Source organism: Rossellomorea yichunensis (genome assembly GCF_032337515.1).
GTDB classification, from domain to species: domain Bacteria; phylum Bacillota; class Bacilli; order Bacillales; family Bacillaceae_B; genus Rossellomorea; species Rossellomorea yichunensis.
In genome coordinates this window covers 483,128-501,351 of record NZ_JAVYAD010000004.1, presented here as the reverse complement: position 1 = coordinate 501,351, position 18,224 = coordinate 483,128, and the positions used below count along the sequence as shown (strand labels likewise).

At 43.0% G+C, this 18,224-nt stretch carries 17 protein-coding genes; 14 read left to right on the top strand and 3 right to left on the bottom strand.

Features of this window, described 5'->3' with window-relative positions; all coding sequences use genetic code 11:
• The 6 genes from RSX31_RS13505 to RSX31_RS13480 all read left to right on the top strand — a co-directional run bounded on the left by RSX31_RS13505 (position 1) and on the right by RSX31_RS13480 (position 7,064).
• Positions 1-1,026 (top strand): LacI family DNA-binding transcriptional regulator, encoded by a 1,026-nt coding sequence (locus tag RSX31_RS13505; RefSeq protein WP_315634887.1) that lies wholly within the window; start codon positions 1-3, stop codon positions 1,024-1,026.
• A 104-nt stretch (positions 1,027-1,130) separates the two neighbouring features.
• Entirely contained in the window at positions 1,131-2,444 is a 1,314-nt protein-coding gene (locus RSX31_RS13500) for an ABC transporter substrate-binding protein (protein WP_315634886.1), read from the top strand.
• 76 nt (positions 2,445-2,520) lie between these two features.
• Positions 2,521-3,420: a carbohydrate ABC transporter permease gene (locus RSX31_RS13495; RefSeq protein WP_148995020.1), complete on the top strand. Its 900-nt coding sequence runs from the start codon at positions 2,521-2,523 to the stop codon at positions 3,418-3,420.
• Positions 3,421-3,564: 144 nt separating this feature from the next.
• A complete protein-coding gene (locus tag RSX31_RS13490; RefSeq protein WP_262371858.1) occupies positions 3,565-4,341 on the top strand; it encodes a carbohydrate ABC transporter permease in 777 nt (258 codons plus the stop codon).
• Between the two features lie 15 nt (positions 4,342-4,356).
• The gene (locus RSX31_RS13485; RefSeq protein ID WP_148995019.1) at positions 4,357-5,724 is read left to right on the top strand and encodes a GH1 family beta-glucosidase; all 1,368 of its coding nucleotides are present in this window, start codon (positions 4,357-4,359) and stop codon (positions 5,722-5,724) included.
• Entirely contained in the window at positions 5,721-7,064 is a 1,344-nt protein-coding gene (locus RSX31_RS13480) for a glycoside hydrolase family 30 protein (RefSeq protein WP_315634885.1), read from the top strand. The genes RSX31_RS13485 and RSX31_RS13480 overlap by 4 nt, the downstream gene beginning before the upstream one ends.
• Before the next feature lie 63 nt (positions 7,065-7,127).
• Here the strand turns inward: RSX31_RS13480 and RSX31_RS13475 are convergent, their stop codons facing one another.
• Positions 7,128-7,331, bottom strand: coding sequence for a hypothetical protein (locus RSX31_RS13475; protein ID WP_315634884.1), 204 nt, complete (start codon positions 7,329-7,331; stop codon positions 7,128-7,130).
• 75 nt (positions 7,332-7,406) lie between these two features.
• On the opposite strand from RSX31_RS13475, the gene RSX31_RS13470 reads away from it, so the two are divergent.
• Both RSX31_RS13470 and RSX31_RS13465 read left to right on the top strand, forming a co-directional pair.
• Positions 7,407-8,723 carry an oligosaccharide flippase family protein gene (locus RSX31_RS13470; RefSeq protein ID WP_315634883.1) on the top strand — a complete coding sequence of 439 codons (1,317 nt, stop codon included), beginning with the start codon at positions 7,407-7,409 and terminating at the stop codon, positions 8,721-8,723.
• A gap of 134 nt (positions 8,724-8,857) precedes the next feature.
• Positions 8,858-10,744 (top strand): cation:proton antiporter, encoded by a 1,887-nt coding sequence (locus RSX31_RS13465; RefSeq protein WP_187443594.1) that lies wholly within the window; start codon positions 8,858-8,860, stop codon positions 10,742-10,744.
• A 23-nt stretch (positions 10,745-10,767) separates the two neighbouring features.
• Here the strand turns inward: RSX31_RS13465 and RSX31_RS13460 are convergent, their stop codons facing one another.
• A complete protein-coding gene (locus RSX31_RS13460; RefSeq protein ID WP_315634882.1) occupies positions 10,768-10,902 on the bottom strand; it encodes a hypothetical protein in 135 nt (44 codons plus the stop codon).
• Between the two features lie 87 nt (positions 10,903-10,989).
• Complete coding sequence (locus RSX31_RS13455) at positions 10,990-11,712, bottom strand: TspO/MBR family protein (protein WP_315634881.1); 723 nt, start codon at positions 11,710-11,712, stop codon at positions 10,990-10,992.
• Between the two features lie 649 nt (positions 11,713-12,361).
• Between RSX31_RS13455 and RSX31_RS13450 the strand changes: the two genes are divergently transcribed.
• From RSX31_RS13450 to RSX31_RS13425, 6 genes are all read left to right on the top strand, one after another.
• Positions 12,362-14,149, top strand: coding sequence for a M3 family oligoendopeptidase (locus RSX31_RS13450; RefSeq protein WP_315634880.1), 1,788 nt, complete (start codon positions 12,362-12,364; stop codon positions 14,147-14,149).
• A 330-nt stretch (positions 14,150-14,479) separates the two neighbouring features.
• Positions 14,480-14,824 (top strand): lmo0954 family membrane protein, encoded by a 345-nt coding sequence (locus tag RSX31_RS13445; protein ID WP_148967341.1) that lies wholly within the window; start codon positions 14,480-14,482, stop codon positions 14,822-14,824.
• Between the two features lie 15 nt (positions 14,825-14,839).
• On the top strand, positions 14,840-15,493 hold the full coding sequence (locus RSX31_RS13440) for a PspA/IM30 family protein (protein ID WP_315634879.1): 654 nt from the start codon (positions 14,840-14,842) through the stop codon (positions 15,491-15,493).
• Positions 15,494-15,723: 230 nt separating this feature from the next.
• Complete coding sequence (gene liaF / locus RSX31_RS13435; protein WP_315634878.1) at positions 15,724-16,455, top strand: cell wall-active antibiotics response protein LiaF; 732 nt, start codon at positions 15,724-15,726, stop codon at positions 16,453-16,455.
• Positions 16,452-17,501 (top strand): sensor histidine kinase, encoded by a 1,050-nt coding sequence (locus RSX31_RS13430; protein ID WP_148967344.1) that lies wholly within the window; start codon positions 16,452-16,454, stop codon positions 17,499-17,501. The genes liaF and RSX31_RS13430 overlap by 4 nt, the downstream gene beginning before the upstream one ends.
• A complete protein-coding gene (locus RSX31_RS13425) occupies positions 17,494-18,126 on the top strand; it encodes a response regulator transcription factor (protein ID WP_148967345.1) in 633 nt (210 codons plus the stop codon). The genes RSX31_RS13430 and RSX31_RS13425 overlap by 8 nt, the downstream gene beginning before the upstream one ends.
• The last annotated feature ends 98 nt before the right edge of the window (positions 18,127-18,224 follow it).

The following is an 18,224-nucleotide window of genomic DNA, read 5'->3' as shown; positions in this document are numbered from 1 at the left end:
ATGGTTACAATCTATGACTTAGCAAAACGGACTGGTTTTTCCAGTACGACAGTTTCTAAAGCTCTTAACAATTACACAGATGTGAGTCAGAAAACGAAACAAAAAATCCTGGAGGCCGCAGCTGAAATGGGGTATTTACCAAATGCCCACGCCCAGTCTTTATCGACAAAAAAATCCTGGACGATCGGTGTAATGTTCGCTGAGGACAACGAGGTCGGGATGAAACATCCTTTCTTTAGCGCCCTCATTGAAAGTTTTCGAAAGCATGTAGAACGGGAAGGCTATGATTTAATCTTTGCCTCTCGCAATCTGCGAAATCGGGATACTAGTTATTTGGAGCATTTTATGTACCGTGCTGTGGATGGGATCGTCGTAATATGTTCAGATCCTAACGACCCGCAGGTTCAAGACATGATTAATAATCATGTGCCGATTGTCGTGATTGATATGAGCAATCAGAACTGCAGCGTCGTCTATTCCGATAATATTGAGGGAGGGAGGCTTGCAGTGAACTATCTTCATTCATTGGGCCATACAAGAATCGCTCATATTTCAGGAGATCCAAAGATCGATGCAGGAGCACAAAGGATTAAAGGGTTTTCTAAGGCCATGAATGATTTAAACCTTCCGATTCATCAAGAATACCTTGTGAATGGTGGATTGTTTTCCTTTCAAGAAGGTAGAGCAGCAATGGAGTCCCTTCTAGAACTGGAAACGATACCTACTGCTGTTTTTGTAGCAGGTGACCATATGGCCATCGGAGCAATGGAAGCCATTAAAGAAAAGGGATTAAAAATACCGGAAGATATCTCTATCATCGGGTATGATGACATTGAAATGTCGGCCTATGTCACTCCGAAACTAACCACAGTCAGACAAGACACGGATAGAATCGGTGCTCGGGCAGGACAGTTACTAATTAAACAAATGATTCAAAAAAAGAAACTCATAACAACGGAAATCATTCCAGTAGAACTAATCATCAGGGAATCATGCACATCACTAAAAAAAGAAAAAAATAATTAATTTTTATTTTTTAGTAATTCCGAAACCGGTTTCGGAATTTTTAAAAGAAGTGAAACGAAACCGCTTTCGCAACTATATTGGGAAAAGAACAAAGGGGGATAATGATGAAGAAGTTTTTAGGAATATTTATGACGCTTGTACTGCTGGCAGGGGTATTGTCAGCTTGCTCCGGAGATTCTAAATCATCGGGAAGTTCGAAAGATAAAGACGTGGATTTGAAGGTGTGGTCATTTACGGATGAACTGAAGAAACCAATTACGAAGTTTGAAGAGAAAAACGGCGTAAAAGTAGAATTGACGATTGTTCCAATCGCTGATTACCCGACGAAATTAAAACCTGTTTTAGAGAGTGGCGTGGGAGCACCGGATGTATTTACGGGAGAAATTGCATTCCTTAAGCAGTGGGTGGATGCGGGATATTGGGAGAATTTATCGGAAGACCCCTACAATGTAGATGAAATCAAAGATAAATATGTTCCTTACGTATTTGAATTAGGTAAAGACAAAGAAGGTAACGTAAGAGCCCTATCATGGCAAACAACTCCGGGGGGGATCTTCTACAGAAGAAGCATTGCAAAAGAAGTACTTGGCACAGATGATCCAACTGAGGTAGGTAACATGATGAACTCAATGGACAATGTATTTAAAGTAGCGGAGAAGATGAAGGAAAAAGGCTACAGCATGTTTCCGGATGAGGGTGCGATCCGCTGGTTCTCTCAAGGAAATAATCCACAACCTTGGGTGAATGATAAAAATGAGTTGCAACTGACAGATGAAAAGATCGAGTATATGGAATCTGCAAAGAAACTTCGTGAAAACAACTATACAGCTCTTGCTGCTGAGTGGTCTCCATCGTGGTTCGAAGCGATGGATAAGCCGATAAAAATGAAAGAAAATGGAAAAGAGAAAGAAACACAAGTGTTCTCATATGTTCTTCCGACGTGGGGCCTTCACAGCGTCCTGAAGACAAATGTAAAAGAAACAGCAGGGGACTGGGCCGTGACGAATGGACCAAGCCCGTACTTCTGGGGTGGAACATGGTTAGGGGTCTACGAAAAATCAGAGAACAAAGAACTTGCGTATGACTTTGTGAAGATGATGACCCAGGAAGATGAATTCCTGACAGACTGGGCAAAAGAAACTGGGGATGTTCTGTCCTACCTACCTGTTACAAACGAAATCAAAGGTGATTTCAGTGACGAATTCCTTGGCGGTCAAAATAACTATCAATTCTTCCTTGAACAAGCGAAAGAAATCGAGCCTGGAATTGTAACGAAATATGATCAACAGCTAGATACGTTCTATGGAAACGCTGTTCAGCAATACGTGGACGGGAAGAAATCAAAAGAAGAAGCCATTAAAGAGTTTTATAAAAAAGCACAAAACGCATATCCGGACATAAAAGTACCAAAAAATTAACATGTAAAAAATCAAGGGCAAGTGGCATGGTCCATGCCACTTGCCAAATCTACTAACAACTAAGGGGGGCTGGGGAATGAAGAAATTAGACCGATATGGTTATGTTTTTATTGCCCCGTTTTGGATCATCTTTTTAATATTTAGTATTTATCCTGTTGCGCTTACATTCTACTATAGCTTTACGAATTATTCAGGAAGCGGGACAGCAGAAGTTGTCGGTCTTGCAAACTATGCCCGTTTACTCTCGGACAGTTATTTTGTGGAAGCATTTTTTAACACATGGAAAATATGGGGGATCAATTTTGCCCTGCAAATAGGACTGGCCCTTGTACTCGCATTAATCTTCTCTGATATGAGAATGAAGTTAAAAGGTTTGGCATTTTTCAGATCGATCTTTTATTTACCTAATTTAATCACGATTAGTTCGGTCGCTCTGCTATTTGGTATCTTACTGGACTGGCAGCACGGATCATTAAATATGATTCTATTAAATATAGGTCTTATATCAGAACCGATTAATTGGCTGAACGAGCCGACGACTGCACAGCTGTCTGTATCCCTGATCCTTACCTGGATGTGGTTCGGTCATTCGTTCATTGTGGTCATGGCGGGTGTTTCCGGAATTTCGAAAGACTACTACGAGGCTGCCTTGATCGATGGAGCAAACCGATGGCAGACCTTTACAAAAATCACCATTCCCTTATTAAAACCAATCTTACTTTATATCATGATCACATCCCTGATCGGCGGCCTTCAGCTGTTTGATCTGCCGATGCTTCTGACAGACGGAATCGGTTCCCCGGATGGATCACTGAATACCATGGTACTGTACCTGTACAATCAAGCATTCAAGTTTAACAATTACGGGTATGCATCAGCTGTAGCATACGGATTGTTTGTCATTACCTTGATTTTCTCTGCGATTGTCTTCAAAGGGATGTATGGTAATGAACGCAAACAAGCAAGGAAGGTGTAATGCATGTTGGGAAAAACAGCGGTTGAAAAAAATGTGTCCACTCAGAAGATAGAAAAACCAAAACCCGAACTTCTGCCACATGAGTCCAAACTAAAGACCAGAAACAACATTGTGAAGAGCATTATCTATATCCTGCTTGTGTTGATGGCGATTATTTGCTTCATCCCATTTCTTATGATGCTTGTGAACGCAACAAGATCGAATGAAGCGATCCTGTCAGGATTCACCTTGATCCCGGGCAGTTCCTTAGTTGAAAACTATACCAATATGATGGAATACGTAAACATTTGGTCGGGTTTCAAGAATAGTCTGATCATCTCTGTCCTCACGACCGTATTATCAGGATATTTTTCAGCTTTGACTGCCTATGGATTTGCTTTTTACACATTCAGGGGGAAGAATTTCTTATTCGTCTTCATGCTTGTGATGATGATGGTTCCGGGACAATTGGGGCTTATCGGCTTTTATGAACTAAGTAAGAACCTGGGGATACTGGATTCCTTCATCCCATTGATCGTACCTGCGATCGCAAGTCCATTTGTCGTGTTCTTTCTCAGACAATACATCAAGACGACTTTGCATCCAAGTCTAATAGAAGCGGCCCGAATCGATGGTGCGAGTGAGTTCAAGATTTTCCATACGGTGGCGATTCCGATCATGATGCCGGCTGTTGCAACGATGTCGATCTTCACGTTCATCGGATCATGGAATAACTACATCATGCCACTCGTGATCTTGTTCTCGCCTGAAAAATATACGTTGCCAGTATTGATGGGATTCTTGAAGGGATCTCAAGTAGCACAAAATTTAGGATCGATGTATTTAGGGATTGCGATTTCAGTCGTACCAATCATGATTGCGTTCCTATTCTTATCTAAATATATCGTCAACAGCATTTCAGCAGGATCAATCAAAGAATAGAGGAGAGAATGACATATGCATTTTGAGAAAACATTTACCTTTGGAACTGCCACATCATCGTATCAAATTGAAGGAGCTCACCAGGAAGGGGGAAGAACTCCATCCATTTGGGATATGTTCTGTGACATTCCGGGAAGAGTGTATAAGCAGCATAACGGTGATGTCGCATGTGATCACTATCACCGATTTGAAGAAGACATCCAGCATATTAAACGCCTTGGAGTGGATACGTACCGTTTCTCCATTGCATGGCCACGCATCTTTCCTGAAAAGGGTAAGTACAATCAGGAAGGGATGGACTTTTATAAAAAGCTTGCAAGAAGACTTCAAGAAGAAGGAATCAAGCCGGCCGTTACGCTATATCATTGGGATCTGCCAATGTGGGCGCATGAAGAGGGCGGATGGGTCAATCGTGAATCCGTTCAATGGTTCCTGGAATATGCCAGAGCATGTTTCACGGAGCTTGATTCGGTAGTCGATTCTTGGATCACTCATAATGAACCATGGTGTGCGGGCTTCCTTGGCTACCATCAAGGGGTGCATGCTCCGGGTCATACCAATATGGATGAAGCGGTCAAAGCTGTACATCACATGCTGTTATCTCACGGGAAAGCGGTAGAAATGCTGAAGAAAGAATTCCAATCCCAAACCGACATCGGCATCACGTTGAATCTATCACCGGTTTATCCAAATACGGATTCAGTGAACGATGCGTTAGCTGCAAATAATGCGGATGGTTATTCGAATCGCTGGTTCCTTGATCCTGTATTCAAGGGAGAATATCCGAAAGACATGATGAACTTATTCTCGAAATATGTCCATTCCTATGACTTTATTAAAGAAGGGGATATGAAGCTGATCTCAATTGAATGTGACTTCTTCGGCATCAATTATTACAGTCGTGGAATCGTCGAGTTCAGTGCAGCCCATGACTTTATGCATAAAGGAGCTTACTCTGATTATAAGAAAACAGGGATGGGCTGGGATATCGCGCCGAATGAATTTAAAGACCTCATCCGCCGCCTGAGACAAGTTTATACTGATCTGCCAATCTATATAACGGAAAACGGTGCGGCTTATGACGATGTGTTGGAGAATGGACGAGTGCATGATAAGGAACGTGTCGACTACTTGAATCTGCATCTTCAAGCCGTTTCTGACCTTAATGATGAAGGCATGAACATTCAAGGATATTATCTATGGTCACTGATGGATAACTTCGAGTGGAGCTTCGGATATGATAAGCGATTCGGAATTCTTTACGTGGATTTTGATACACAAGAGCGAATTTGGAAAGACAGCGCCTTCCGATACGCGGAAATCATCCGGGATCATAAAGAGAAGCATGGTCTTCACACAAATGCTGAGGAAGTTGCACAATGAATGCAAAGCAAGTAAAGGTAATTTTGACAGCCAAAGATACTGGAGAGCGGTTCTCTGAAAAAGAACCGGTTTCCTTTTCTTCTGATCAAGCTCCATCTGCTACTCATATCAAGCTTGATCCAGAGCGGAAATATCAAGAAATGATAGGGTTTGGAGGCGCGTTCACCGAAGCAGCTGCTCACAGCCTCTCCCTCATCAGCTCAGAAAAACGGGAAGAAATCATTCACCGGTATTTCGATCCGGAAGAAGGTTTGGGCTATCGTTTAGGCAGAACACATATCAATAGTTGTGATTTTTCGTTAGGGAACTATACGTATGTGGAGGATGGCGATACGTCGTTAGAAAGCTTTTCCATCGAACGTGAGAAGAAGCTCGTAATTCCTCTTATTCAAGAAGCGATGAATGTGGCGGATGAAGAACTTTCCATCGTAGCTTCACCCTGGAGCCCGCCTTCATGGATGAAGACGAAAGGAGAAATGAACAATGGCGGGAAACTATTATCAGAGTATGAATCTGTTTGGGCTGATTATTATTCAAAGTATATAGAGGCGATGGAAGAAGAGGGGATCCGAATCTGGGGCATCACGATTCAAAATGAACCGGAAGCAAAGCAGGTGTGGGATTCCTGCCTATATACGGGAGAAGAAGAGCGTGACTTCATTAAAAATCATCTAGGTCCGTCCCTGGCGAAAAATGGGCATGATGATGTGAAGGTCATCATATGGGACCATAATCGTGATGTGATATATGAGCGTGCCCATGCCGTATTATCTGATCCTGAAGCAGCTAAGTACGTATGGGGAACTGGTTTGCACTGGTACGTGTCGGAGGAGTTTGAAAATCTCTCTAAAGTACATCATGCTTTTCCTGATAAGCATCTGATTTTTACAGAAGGGTGCATGGAAGGCGGGGTACAGGTAGGTTCATGGGATACAGGTGAGCGTTACGGCAGGAATATCATCGGTGACTTGAACAATTATCTTGAAGCCTGGATCGATTGGAATTTGGTATTGAATGAAGAAGGCGGGCCTAATCATGTAAGGAATTATTGTGACGCGCCGGTGATCGTAGATACTCAAACGGACGAGGTTCACTATAACAGTTCTTATTATTATATTGGCCATTTCAGTAAATATATCAAACCTGGTGCAAGACGTATTGGAAGTCAAGTTTCCAATGACTCCATATTGGCTACGTCCTTTGAAAATCCAGATGGGGAAATCGTGTTGGTTGCTATGAATGCGAATAGCGGGAATGAAGAAATTTCAATATCCTGTGCTGAGGGATCGATGACTACTACGCTCCCTTCTCATTCTATAACTACATTCATTATTAGATAAAAGATTGAAAGCAGTCCTCGGGAGGGCTGCTTTTTGTTTTGAAAATAGCTAGGCCGGTGGGTATTATGTAGCGGTATGTTCACAATTTGGCACAAGTTTGTCTGAAAGTGGCACAACAAAGTGGAAAAGTGGCACGAGTTTGCTTGAAAGTGGCACAAGTTTGGTTGGAAGTGCTGCAACAACCGCCCCCTCATACTCAAAAATACCCCTCAGCAACATTCTAATGCGAATGACAAACCCATAATAAAGCACTAACTCCATTTCCATCACGTCCTCCTTCACATATTCCCAGGACAACCATCATAGAATAGACCATCTAAAACAAAGGCAGGGTACAAACATATGAGTTTGTTTTTAAGAGGTACATTGGTGCTGGTGGTGACGGCTTTTTTAGGTGAGTGTTTGGAGTTTGTGATCAATATGATTTTGGCTCGGGAGCTTGGGGAGGCTGGTCTTGGCTCATATATGTCGATTCTGCCGACTGTGTTTCTGATTGTCATTTTATCAAGTATGGAGCTGCCGATCAGTCTTTCCAAGTTCTTTGCCGAACGGGAAGAAAAGTATCATCGGGGCATGCTTCACTATGCTTTTCGATTTGCGGTCATCACGACGTGCATTCTCTTAGTTCTCATGGTCCTCATATATGCCTGGACTCCTTTATTTGAAGGATACCACCCAGGGATTCGCTGGCTCATTTTGATTGTCATTCCCATTGTGGCGTTTACTTCGATCACCAGGGGCTATTTTATGGGGATCCAGCGGATGGGCAAAATTGCAGTCGCAAATTTTCTGCGTAAAGGAATTCAGCTATTTTTACTGGTTTCGATCTATAATTTTCTATCTTTTGGTATCAATACGTCCATCTTCATAGCACTTGGGACGCTGATTGCCAGTGAAGTGGTCGTCTTTGTTTATTTAATTCATGCTTACGTACTCGAGATTAGGGGTAATAGAAAGAAAAGCCATTCTACATTATCAACAATTGAAATGAGAAAGTCAGTATTATCTGTATCGCTTCCAACGACCGTGCTGCGGATATTCCACGCTCTCACCCATGCCGTTCAGCCATTTTTGATCAAATGGGCGTTAGTTCTTTCAGGTATGGGAGCGCTGGAAGCGAATGAGCATTTCGGGATGCTGGCTGGAATCGCCCTTACCATCGGCTTTTTTCCATCATTTATTGCCTTTTCGATGTTGATCGTGTTAATTCCGACTGTATCGGAAAAAGTGTCATCAAAGGACTTTGATGGAATACTGACACACCTTAAGCAGGTCATGTGGATTACATTAGGATATGGAATTCCTGTAGTATTCATATACTATTTGCTTGGGGACTATATTACAGAAACGTTCTTTCATTCTGTGGAATCGGCCTATTATTTGAAGCTGCTCTGGCCGTATTTTCTTTTTCATTTCCTGGTGTTTCCACTCCAAGCTTTTTTGATCGGACTGGGATTGGTGAAGGATGCTCTCCTTCATACCATATGGTCGAGTGTATTTTCTTTTACACTGATATACTTGCTCGGATCCCGTTTTGGAATGGAAGGAGTCATTCTTGGCATGAACGCGGGAGCCGTTCTGATCACCATGCTTCATTATTTTACGATCTGCAGAGAATTGGAAACGACTCTCTGGTTAAAATCGGCAATTAAAATGTAAACTATAAAAAAACAGATGTACCCTTTTGAACCTCTTTGTTTTGCACAAAGAGGGACAAATCTTTTATCCTGGAAACACGTACATAATATCTACTGTTATGATGGCTCATTTCATAACCTTCAAAGGAGAAAGCTATGATCGATTCTATTTTATTCAACATCATGTTAGTCGGAGTACTCGGGATCGCTTCCCAGTGGATTGCCTGGAGGTTCAGGCTTCCTGCCATCGTCGTCATGTCGATTGTTGGATTGCTGGTGGGACCTATATTTGGTCTCATTAATCCAAAGGACGATTTCGGGGAAGTGTTCAAACCCATTATATCCATGGCGGTTGCCATCATCCTTTTTGAAGGAAGCTTAAATCTTAATTTTCGAGAGGTGAAGGGATTAGGTAAGCCTTTATTTAGAATAGTCACCATAGGAGCCATCCTTGCTTGGATATTAGGTTCTCTAGGGGCTCATTATGTGGCCGGGTTATCCTGGGCTGTTTCCTTTGTCATTGGTGGATTATTTATCGTAACCGGTCCAACCGTCATTCTACCGCTGCTCAGACAGGCGAAGTTGAAACCAAGACCTGCAGCGATCCTGAAATGGGAAGGGATAGTCGTTGATCCATTCGGTGCCCTGCTTGCCGTTTTTGCTTTTGAAATCATTAATTTCTTTATAAGCGATGAAGTCACGGGATTAGCTTTATTACTCTTCTTTGCAGCTTCCTTATTTGCCGTGGTATTTGGATGGGCGCTGGGGAAATTCACAGGCTTCATTTTTGAAAATGGACATGTACCTGAGTTCTTGAAATCACCTGTTGTTTTTGCGCTGGTTCTTGCCTGCTTCACAGTTTCAGATCAGATCACACATGAAACAGGACTGTTAGCCGTCACGGCAATGGGGATGACGCTTGCGAATATGCATATTTCATCCATTGATGATATGCGTCACTTCAAAGAAAACATTTCGGTACTTCTCATTTCAACCATTTTCGTGATGCTGACGGCTTCGTTAACCGTAGATACGCTATTACGAATCTTTAACTGGAACATCGTCGCGTTTGTGCTTCTTATGTTATTCATTGTCCGACCATTATCGATTTGGTTATCTACGATAGGGACGGACCTCTCTAATAAGGAGAAATTGCTTGTCGGATGGATTGCCCCAAGGGGAATTGTCGCGCTGACCGTCTCAAGTTATTTTGCTTCAGTACTATTAGAGAAAGGCTTTGAGGATGCGGCTATACTGACGTCCCTGACTTTTGCACTCGTTTTCTCTACAGTATGTGCACATGGCTTTTCCATTAAATGGCTGGCGAAAAAATTGGACCTTGCCATTGATGAAAGACCGGGAGTTATGATTGTGGGAGGAAGTAAATTCAGTACTGAATTTGCCAAAACCCTTCAAGACCTGAAGATTCCGGTCTTAATTTCGGATTCATCATGGCAGCGATTGTTTTCAGTCAGAAAAGCAGGGATCCCATTCTACCGTGGTGAAATCTTATCCGAACAAACGGAATACTATCTGGATATGACGCCGTATGAATATATGATTGCGGCTACGGAGCTTGATTCTTACAACGCTCTTGTCTGTACGACATTTGTTCCTGAGATCGGCCGTAATAACCTATTCCAACTGAGTTTGCGCAGCCAGCGGGACGATGATCTTGAAGATATGGTTCATACGATTGGCGGAAGGATCCTCTTCCAAAACCACGTGACATGGGAAGAGCTGAATAAACGTGTCGAACGGGGAGATGTATTCAGAAAAACGAATATTACTGAAAAGTACACCTTTGAATCTTATCTGGAGGAGCGGGATGAAAACACATTATTGTTGTTTGCCCTTAAAGCGGCAGGAAGGATTGAATTCTTCACTGAAGGTGCTTCACCTAAGATTGAGCAGGGAGATGTGATTGTCAGTCTCACTCAGCCCTGTAAGGAAAAGAATAAGATTCAGGAGAAACTTACGGTTCAACGTGAAAAAGAGATCATCAAAGCTCAAAATGAAACGAATCAAGAAAGCGCCGATTAAGTCGACGCTTTCTTTTTTTGCAGTTATTTCTTTCCGCTATATTGTTCTCCCAGTAACTGTTTCACTTGATTATACGTCAGCCCTGAATGCTGATTGAGTCGTTTAACCTCATCAATATCCGTTCCGGAACGAGTGACGTTTTTCTTCTGATGGTTCATACTACACACCCCCTATCACTTAATGTAAGTCATCGGAAGGCTTCCTATACAAAAAAAGAAGGCCCGGGGGACGGACCTTCGTGCACATTATGATTGTCGTGTTCTCTTATAGACCAGATCAAAGATGAGGATGATAAAGGCGAGTGCGTAGGCTGTATAGGAATAGGTTGAGTGTTCTGCCATGTTCTTTACTCCGATACCGACAAATGCCCAAACAAACACAAGCGGATAGAGCATGTCATGCTGCCTGATGCGGAACCAGAAAGCAAGAACCGTAGCGACAATCAGCCCGAGATAAGCCCACACCAATTCAGAAATGCCGAATCCGTTCCAGCCGATGTCCGTCAAGTAGTACGTAATGTTCACAATCGTGGCAACCGAAATCCATCCTAAATATATCGAAAAAGGGGCTATATCCAGGAGGGACGGACCTGTACTCTTCACCCGGCTATAAAGGGCAATAAGAGTTAAAAGAAGTCCAATCATGATAAATACTGAAACGAGAAAGTAATTGTAGTGCCAAACGAATATCCATGCTGAATTCAATAAGCAGCTCAGGATGAATAGTCCGCTTGTTTCCTGATAAAGGGGAAGATCTCTTCTGTCTTTAGGGAACTGGCGGATGATCCAAATTGCGAGCAGCAGATAAATCAGACTCCAGATAGAAAAGACATAACCCGCAGGAGTAATCATAATATCGAGCCTGTCACTGATTTCCCCCGTTGATTGATTATTCAAAGGCAAAGTAACAGCCAACGTATTCATCACAATCACTAAAGCGAAGGCTAACATATTCAAGATCAGTTTCATTGAGTGTACCCCCTGTAAGTAGTGGTGTTATATACTATTCCACTCTTATCAAATTAAAAACCAAATGAAGAGAGTTAGGCAAAAAGGATTAGTGAACGCTCTTTTCTCAAATGTTGTTGTCTTTTTAAATAAGCTCTGCAAGGCTCTGTCAATTAGTGTGTGCTGGATGGTGAGGGGAACTGCTTCGCTTTCCGCGGACGTTCGGCCGAGCCTCCTCAGCTTCGCTTTCGGGGTCTCGGCACGTCCGTACTTCCGCAGGAGTCTACGCAGTTCCCCTCACCATCTTCGCAAGAATTTTCGTGACAGTGCTAAGTTGTCCAAAAACAATTAACTAGAAAACAAAATTCTTATTGTTTTTATTGATTTCTATTAAGGATACATGCTTAGAAAGTTGATTGGAGTGGAAGGATGATCGACTCCTGCGGGAATAGCTGGACAGGTGAGACCCCGGAGGCGTAGCCGAGGAGGCTCACCGCCAGCCCCGCGGAAAGCGAGCATCCTGTAGCGGAAATCAACTATTACTTTCTTCTGTAAAATAGCACCAAACGTCACCAAAAGAACCTTAGTGAAAGATCAGGAAGGATTTATGGGATTTATCGAGAATTAGAAATAGGATAGGGACAATGAGAAAATCTATTAGGGGGACATTATGGACCGTACAAATCATACATATTCGGATGTTTGGGATTTAGATGTTTTTTTCCAAGGAGGAAGTGAATCTTCGGAATTCAGAAAGCACCTCGATGCGTTAGAAAAAAAGAAAAATGACTTTGCAGAAAATGCACTCGCTTTCCATCCGCCCCAATCGGCTAGTGATGCTGACCTGGTGTGGAACCTGATTGAAGAAGCAAAAGAAGTGATGCTGTATTTGCGACAGGCAGGTGCCTTCGTGAGCTGTCTTGAAGCTCAAAATATGCATGACCGAAAAGCAGATTCTCTCCGCGCGGAAGTAACAAGCCTGAGTGCGGACTTTTCTTCTACTTTTACAAAGTTTCAGCAGCAGCTTTCAGATTGCAGAGAAGAGGTCTGGAATGAACTGCTTCAACATGATCAACTGAGTGAAATTACCTTCGTCCTCAATGAGTGGAGACAAAAAGCGAAAGATAAGCTATCCAGCATAGAAGAGTCACTTATCCAGGCGTTAGCTGTCGATGGCTATCACGGCTGGGGACAGATGTATGACACGATCGTAGGGGCAATGGAGATTGAACATGATGGAAAAAAACTATCGGTTGGTCAGGCTAATAATCTGCTCTCCAGTCCAGACGCCAATACGCGCAAAGAGGTTTTTGAAAAATTGGAGAATGCCTGGGAACAAAATGAGGAACTCTTTGCAAGGACACTTAATCACCTTGGCGGCTTTCGCTTGAATGTCTACAAGAAGCGTGGGTGGGACGAATTGATGAAGGAGCCCCTCGAATACAATCGTATGAAGCAAGAAACGCTGGATGCCATGTGGGGAGCTATTTCAAAGCACAAGCAGCCATTCGTTCAGTACCTGGAAAGAAAAGCGAAACTAATCGGGAAAGACAGACTCGATTGGTATGACCTTGACGCACCCGTGGCAGAGTCGACGAGTACCATGTCGTATGACGATGGGGCAAAATTCATTCTGAAGCAGTTCTCCCGATTCGGAGAAGAGATGGCCCAGTTTGCTGAAAAAGCGTTTGAGAACCAATGGATAGAAGCGGAGGACCGATCGGGAAAACGTCCGGGTGGATTCTGCACATCCTTCCCGTTAAGTGATCAATCCCGTATCTTCATGACGTATTCAGGCTCAATGTCGAATGTCTCCACCCTTGCACACGAGTTAGGGCATGCGTTTCATTCCCATGCATTAAAACCGATGCACACATTGAATCGTAACTACGCCATGAACGTGGCAGAGACCGCATCCACTTTTGCTGAAATGATCGTCGCGGATGCTGCCGTAAAGGAAGCGGAGACGAAGGCTGAAAAGATTGCCCTGGTGGAAGATAAACTGCAGAGGAGTGTCGCGTTCTTCATGAACATCCATGCCCGTTTCTTATTCGAGACACGTTTCTATGAAGAACGTAAGAAGGGGATTGTATCTGCTGATAAACTCAACGAACTGATGGTAGACGCTCAGAAGGAAGCATTCTCAGACTCCATTGGAGAGGTTCATCCGCGCTTCTGGGCATCGAAGCTCCATTTCTATATTACAGGAGTGCCGTTCTATAACTTCCCGTACACCTTTGGATACTTGTTCTCACTGAGCATTTACGCCAAAGCCCTGGAGTCGGATGAAAGCTATGAAGATAAATACATGGCATTGCTCCGTGACACCGCGGTCATGAATGTCGAAGAACTGGCCGTGAAGCACCTCGGTGAAGACATCACCAAAGAAGCCTTCTGGGAAAAAGGGATCAAGCTATGCATAGCGGATGTGGAAGAATTTCTTGAATTAACAGAATAATGCTGTCAGGGTCCGTTCCGTTTTGGGGACGGACTTTGTTTTTGTAGTGGAACGACTGTTGTTGTGGTTTATCGACTGTCATTCAGGTTTATCAACCTTTATTCAAATTTATCAACCGTTCTTTCATTTTATCAACCTTATTTTCACTATATCGACCGTTCTACAAAAAAGGACAAACTTCGCGACCCCTCCGCCAAAACATCAAAAAAAACGACAAGTCCTACCACCCCTAAGCCTCAAGTCTGATACGAAAATAAAGCTCAGGCTCGTTATGGGAAACCCTGAAAATAGATAGGATAGAGACATGAAGAAGAAAGGAGGCAACAACATATGAAGAAATTTGGATTGCTTTTAGCAGGAGGGATTGCAGCCATTGTCCTGCTTGCCAATTTGGGACCGATCGTAGGGCTCGCCATCTCTCTAGTGATCATGTATTACAGCTTTAAAGGATTTGTGAAAACAGATTCCACAATGAAGAAGATCTTATGGGCACTGATCGGTCTTGCGGCATTCAGTGCTTCGATATCCAACTTCCCGGCGATCATCGGATTGGTTGCTCTATACGTTCTGTATGTGATCTACAAGAACTGGAAAAAAGAAGAAGTCATTATAGAAGAAAAATCATCGGATCCATTCACTAATTTTGAAAGAGAATGGTCACAATTAAAAAACTAAAGGAGAGAATACACTATGGCAAACTTATTTCAACGAATTAAAAATACAGTCATGTCCGACCTGCACGAAGCATTAGATAAAAAGGAAAAGAAAAATCCAATAGCCGTGTTGAATCATTATTTAAGACAGTGTGAGCAGGAAGTAGAAAAAGTAAGTAAGCTTGTTGAAAGACAATATCTATTAAAAGAAGAATTCCAAAAAGAGTATCAGCAGGCTTCTGCTTTAGCCGACAAACGAAAATACCAGGCTGAGGTTGCATCGAAGGCAAATGAAGAAGGTCTGTATGAATTTGCCCTGCAGGAACAAAAATACTATGAAGAGCGCGCCGTGCGCATCCAGGATTCAAAGGTGAAAGCAACGAAAGAGCTTGAAGAGCTTGAAAGAAAATATGAAGAGATGAAGCACAAGCTGAAGGATATGTACATCAAGCGGATGGAGCTGATGGGAAGAGAGAATATCGCCCGTGCCCATAACAAGGTGAATTCTGTGCTTGAATCTTCTTCCGGTTATAACAACCAGGCGTTCTCTAAATTCGATGAAATTGAAACATACTTAGACCATTTAGAGCACGGTATGAACTCCTCTTATTATCGAAATACGATCGACGCAAAGATCGCTAAATTAGAAAAAGAAGTGAAAAAAGAGGAAACGGAAGCCATTCCTTCATAAAACATGGTATTCTAATCTATGAAAACGAATAGTAACGATAAAAAAAGGGGGAGCCCAAATGGGTTCACCCCGTTTTATCATCATATATAATCCGGATATGGGTTTTATCCACCTGAATCAGAAAATATGATCCGCATTAAGAACTTTTTGATCCGGAATCCCGATATATGAACCTCTTGTCGAATAATCTTCATTCATAAAAAATACATAACTAGAAAGGAGGAACCCCCTTGTTCAATCGTTTACGCTCGGATGGGATCAGCTGGATCATTTTAATAGGAACCCTTTTAATACTGTTGGAAGTATCATTCTACGATGGGGGGGTTCTCGTCTTTCTCTCGATTGCGGCCTTCTGTATCTATATTGGAAGAAAGAAGCTTCCGAGTAATCTTGGAAAGATCCTGCTGTGGTTTGGGATCATCAGCTTAGCGGTCAATATCTTTAATACCGTAGCATTTAAATTTTTATTGTTTGCCATTCTTCTATTTATCATTGTCCGTTTTGCTGATTCGAAGAAACATCCTAAATACATCAATCCGACGATTAAGGATACGTTCACCCACACAAGTGAACCACTCGTCATGAAAAAGTCCGCTCTTCAAAATGAATGGTTCGGGCCGAAACGGACTCCGGAAGACGTATATGAATGGAATGATATCAACATCCAGGGTGTGATCGGAGACTCGGTCATCGATATTGGAAATACGGTGCTTCCTAAAGGGACGTCCGTCGTTTCGATTCGAAATATTTTAGGAAATATTGAAATATTGATACCGTATGATGTGGAAGTGAGTGTTCATCACTCGGTACTTGCCGGTTCGATTGAGGTTTTTGAAGAAGTGGAGCCGAAAGCGATCAACCAGTCCCTTTATTATCAAACTCCAGGGTATGATACGGCTGTCCAGCGTGTGAAGATTGTCACCTCGATGTGGATCGGGGATTTAGAGGTGAAGAGAATATGAGCACAGTCAGTAAGCAGATTGTTGCAGGCATTCTTTTTTCCCTTGGGATGGTGATCTTTTTATCGCTGTCATATTTTTATTTGTATCCCTTGGAGGATTGGTCCCTTTTATGGGAAGTAGAGATTATGGATATACCGGGAGCAGGGTTTATCCTCGTTGTAAGTATCCTTATCGGAATCGTGTTCGGCATCCGGACAGGGTTGAAGGATAAACGGCAGTTAAGGGAGATTGAAGATGCCCTGATGAATGTGGAACAGGGCCGCACGATCACATTCCCTGAAACGGCAACCTCAGAAGTGCAGCAGGTTTGGAAAAAGGTCGATGCGTTAGGGAGGCATCTAACGGATCAAGCGCGATATTCCCAAAAGCTTGCCAATGAAAAGGCAGAGGAGCAGGAAAAGAGAATCCAGGAAATCGTTTCCCAGGAGCGGAACCGTTTGGCGAGGGAATTACATGACTCGGTCAGTCAGCAGCTATTTGCAGCATCCATGCTGATGTCAGCCATCACGGAAACACCATCACCTGGACGAACGCCTCATGAAGAAAAGCAGCTTGGTATGGTGGAGCAGATGATTCATCAGTCTCAGCTTGAAATGAGGGCTCTCCTCCTTCATCTTCGCCCCGTTGCGTTAAAAGGAAAGAATCTTCAAGAAGGAATGAAGGAGCTGCTGGTCGAATTAGCTCAGAAGGTACCCCTTGATATCGAGTGGAAAATAGAAGACATGAGTCTTGATAAAGGAATCGAAGATCATCTCTTCAGAATTCTGCAGGAGTCGGTATCAAACACCTTGCGACATGCGAAGGCGAGTTCTTTGGATATTCGATTGATCAAAAGAGAATCCATCATTATTTTACGGGTAGTGGATGATGGTCAGGGCTTTGATGTGAACGAATCGAAGGTCACAAGCTCCTATGGGCTTCAGAATATGAGGGAGCGGGCCATTGAAATCGGTGGTACGTTTAAAATCATCAGTGTACCGAATAAGGGGACACGCTTGGAAGTGAAGGTTCCCGTTGTGGAGAATGAAGGTGAAAAAAATGATTAAAGTGGTATTTGTAGATGATCATGAAATGGTTAGGATCGGGGTTTCTTCTTATCTATCGGCTCAGGCGGATATTGATGTCGTCGGGGAAGCGTCGGATGGGAAAGAAGGCGTTCAGCTTGCCCTCGAGCTGAGGCCTGATATTATTCTCATGGATCTTGTGATGAAAGAAATGGATGGCATCCAGGCTACTAAGGAGATCATTAAAGAGTGGCCGGACGCAAAGATCATCATCGTCACCAGTTTCCTGGATGATGATAAGGTTTATCCAGCCCTGGAAGCAGGTGCGGTCAGTTATATGCTGAAAACGTCGAAAGCGAGTGAGATTGCCGAAGCGGTACGTAAGACGTACAACGGTCAATCGATTCTTGAACCTGAAGTCACTGGGAAAATGATGACGCGCATGAGACAAAAGACCGTTTCTCATCCTCATGAAGAGCTCACCAATCGCGAACTGGAAATCCTTCTCCTGATGACACAAGGGAAAACGAACCAGGAAATTGCCGATGAATTATTCATCGCCCTGAAAACAGTGAAAACACACGTGAGCAATATCCTCTCCAAGCTCGGAGTCCAGGACCGGACCCAGGCTGTGATTTATGCTTTTAAACATGATTTAGCTAAATAAAAAGATAAAAAGTGACCCAAAAAGAAAACTTTTTGGGTCACTTTTTCGTATAGAAAGATAAAAGTAAACGAATTTTCTACCCCAAAATGACAAGCATG

What these genes read in the sequence shown, in the direction of transcription:
- RSX31_RS13445 (WP_148967341.1), top strand. Translation starts at nt 14,480, where the DNA reads ATGAAGAAATTTGGATTGCTTTTAGCAGGAGGGATTGCAGCCATTGTC.
- RSX31_RS13470 (WP_315634883.1), top strand. Translation starts at nt 7,407, where the DNA reads ATGAGTTTGTTTTTAAGAGGTACATTGGTGCTGGTGGTGACGGCTTTT.
- RSX31_RS13490 (WP_262371858.1), top strand. Translation starts at nt 3,565, where the DNA reads ATGGCGATTATTTGCTTCATCCCATTTCTTATGATGCTTGTGAACGCA.
- RSX31_RS13485 (WP_148995019.1), top strand. Translation starts at nt 4,357, where the DNA reads ATGCATTTTGAGAAAACATTTACCTTTGGAACTGCCACATCATCGTAT.
- RSX31_RS13455 (WP_315634881.1), bottom strand. Translation starts at nt 11,712, where the DNA reads ATGAAACTGATCTTGAATATGTTAGCCTTCGCTTTAGTGATTGTGATG.
- RSX31_RS13475 (WP_315634884.1), bottom strand. Translation starts at nt 7,331, where the DNA reads ATGGAAATGGAGTTAGTGCTTTATTATGGGTTTGTCATTCGCATTAGA.
- RSX31_RS13460 (WP_315634882.1), bottom strand. Translation starts at nt 10,902, where the DNA reads ATGAACCATCAGAAGAAAAACGTCACTCGTTCCGGAACGGATATTGAT.
- RSX31_RS13465 (WP_187443594.1), top strand. Translation starts at nt 8,858, where the DNA reads ATGATCGATTCTATTTTATTCAACATCATGTTAGTCGGAGTACTCGGG.
- RSX31_RS13505 (WP_315634887.1), top strand. Translation starts at nt 1, where the DNA reads ATGGTTACAATCTATGACTTAGCAAAACGGACTGGTTTTTCCAGTACG.
- RSX31_RS13495 (WP_148995020.1), top strand. Translation starts at nt 2,521, where the DNA reads ATGAAGAAATTAGACCGATATGGTTATGTTTTTATTGCCCCGTTTTGG.
- RSX31_RS13430 (WP_148967344.1), top strand. Translation starts at nt 16,452, where the DNA reads ATGAGCACAGTCAGTAAGCAGATTGTTGCAGGCATTCTTTTTTCCCTT.
- RSX31_RS13500 (WP_315634886.1), top strand. Translation starts at nt 1,131, where the DNA reads ATGAAGAAGTTTTTAGGAATATTTATGACGCTTGTACTGCTGGCAGGG.
- RSX31_RS13440 (WP_315634879.1), top strand. Translation starts at nt 14,840, where the DNA reads ATGGCAAACTTATTTCAACGAATTAAAAATACAGTCATGTCCGACCTG.
- RSX31_RS13480 (WP_315634885.1), top strand. Translation starts at nt 5,721, where the DNA reads ATGAATGCAAAGCAAGTAAAGGTAATTTTGACAGCCAAAGATACTGGA.
- RSX31_RS13450 (WP_315634880.1), top strand. Translation starts at nt 12,362, where the DNA reads ATGGACCGTACAAATCATACATATTCGGATGTTTGGGATTTAGATGTT.
- RSX31_RS13425 (WP_148967345.1), top strand. Translation starts at nt 17,494, where the DNA reads ATGATTAAAGTGGTATTTGTAGATGATCATGAAATGGTTAGGATCGGG.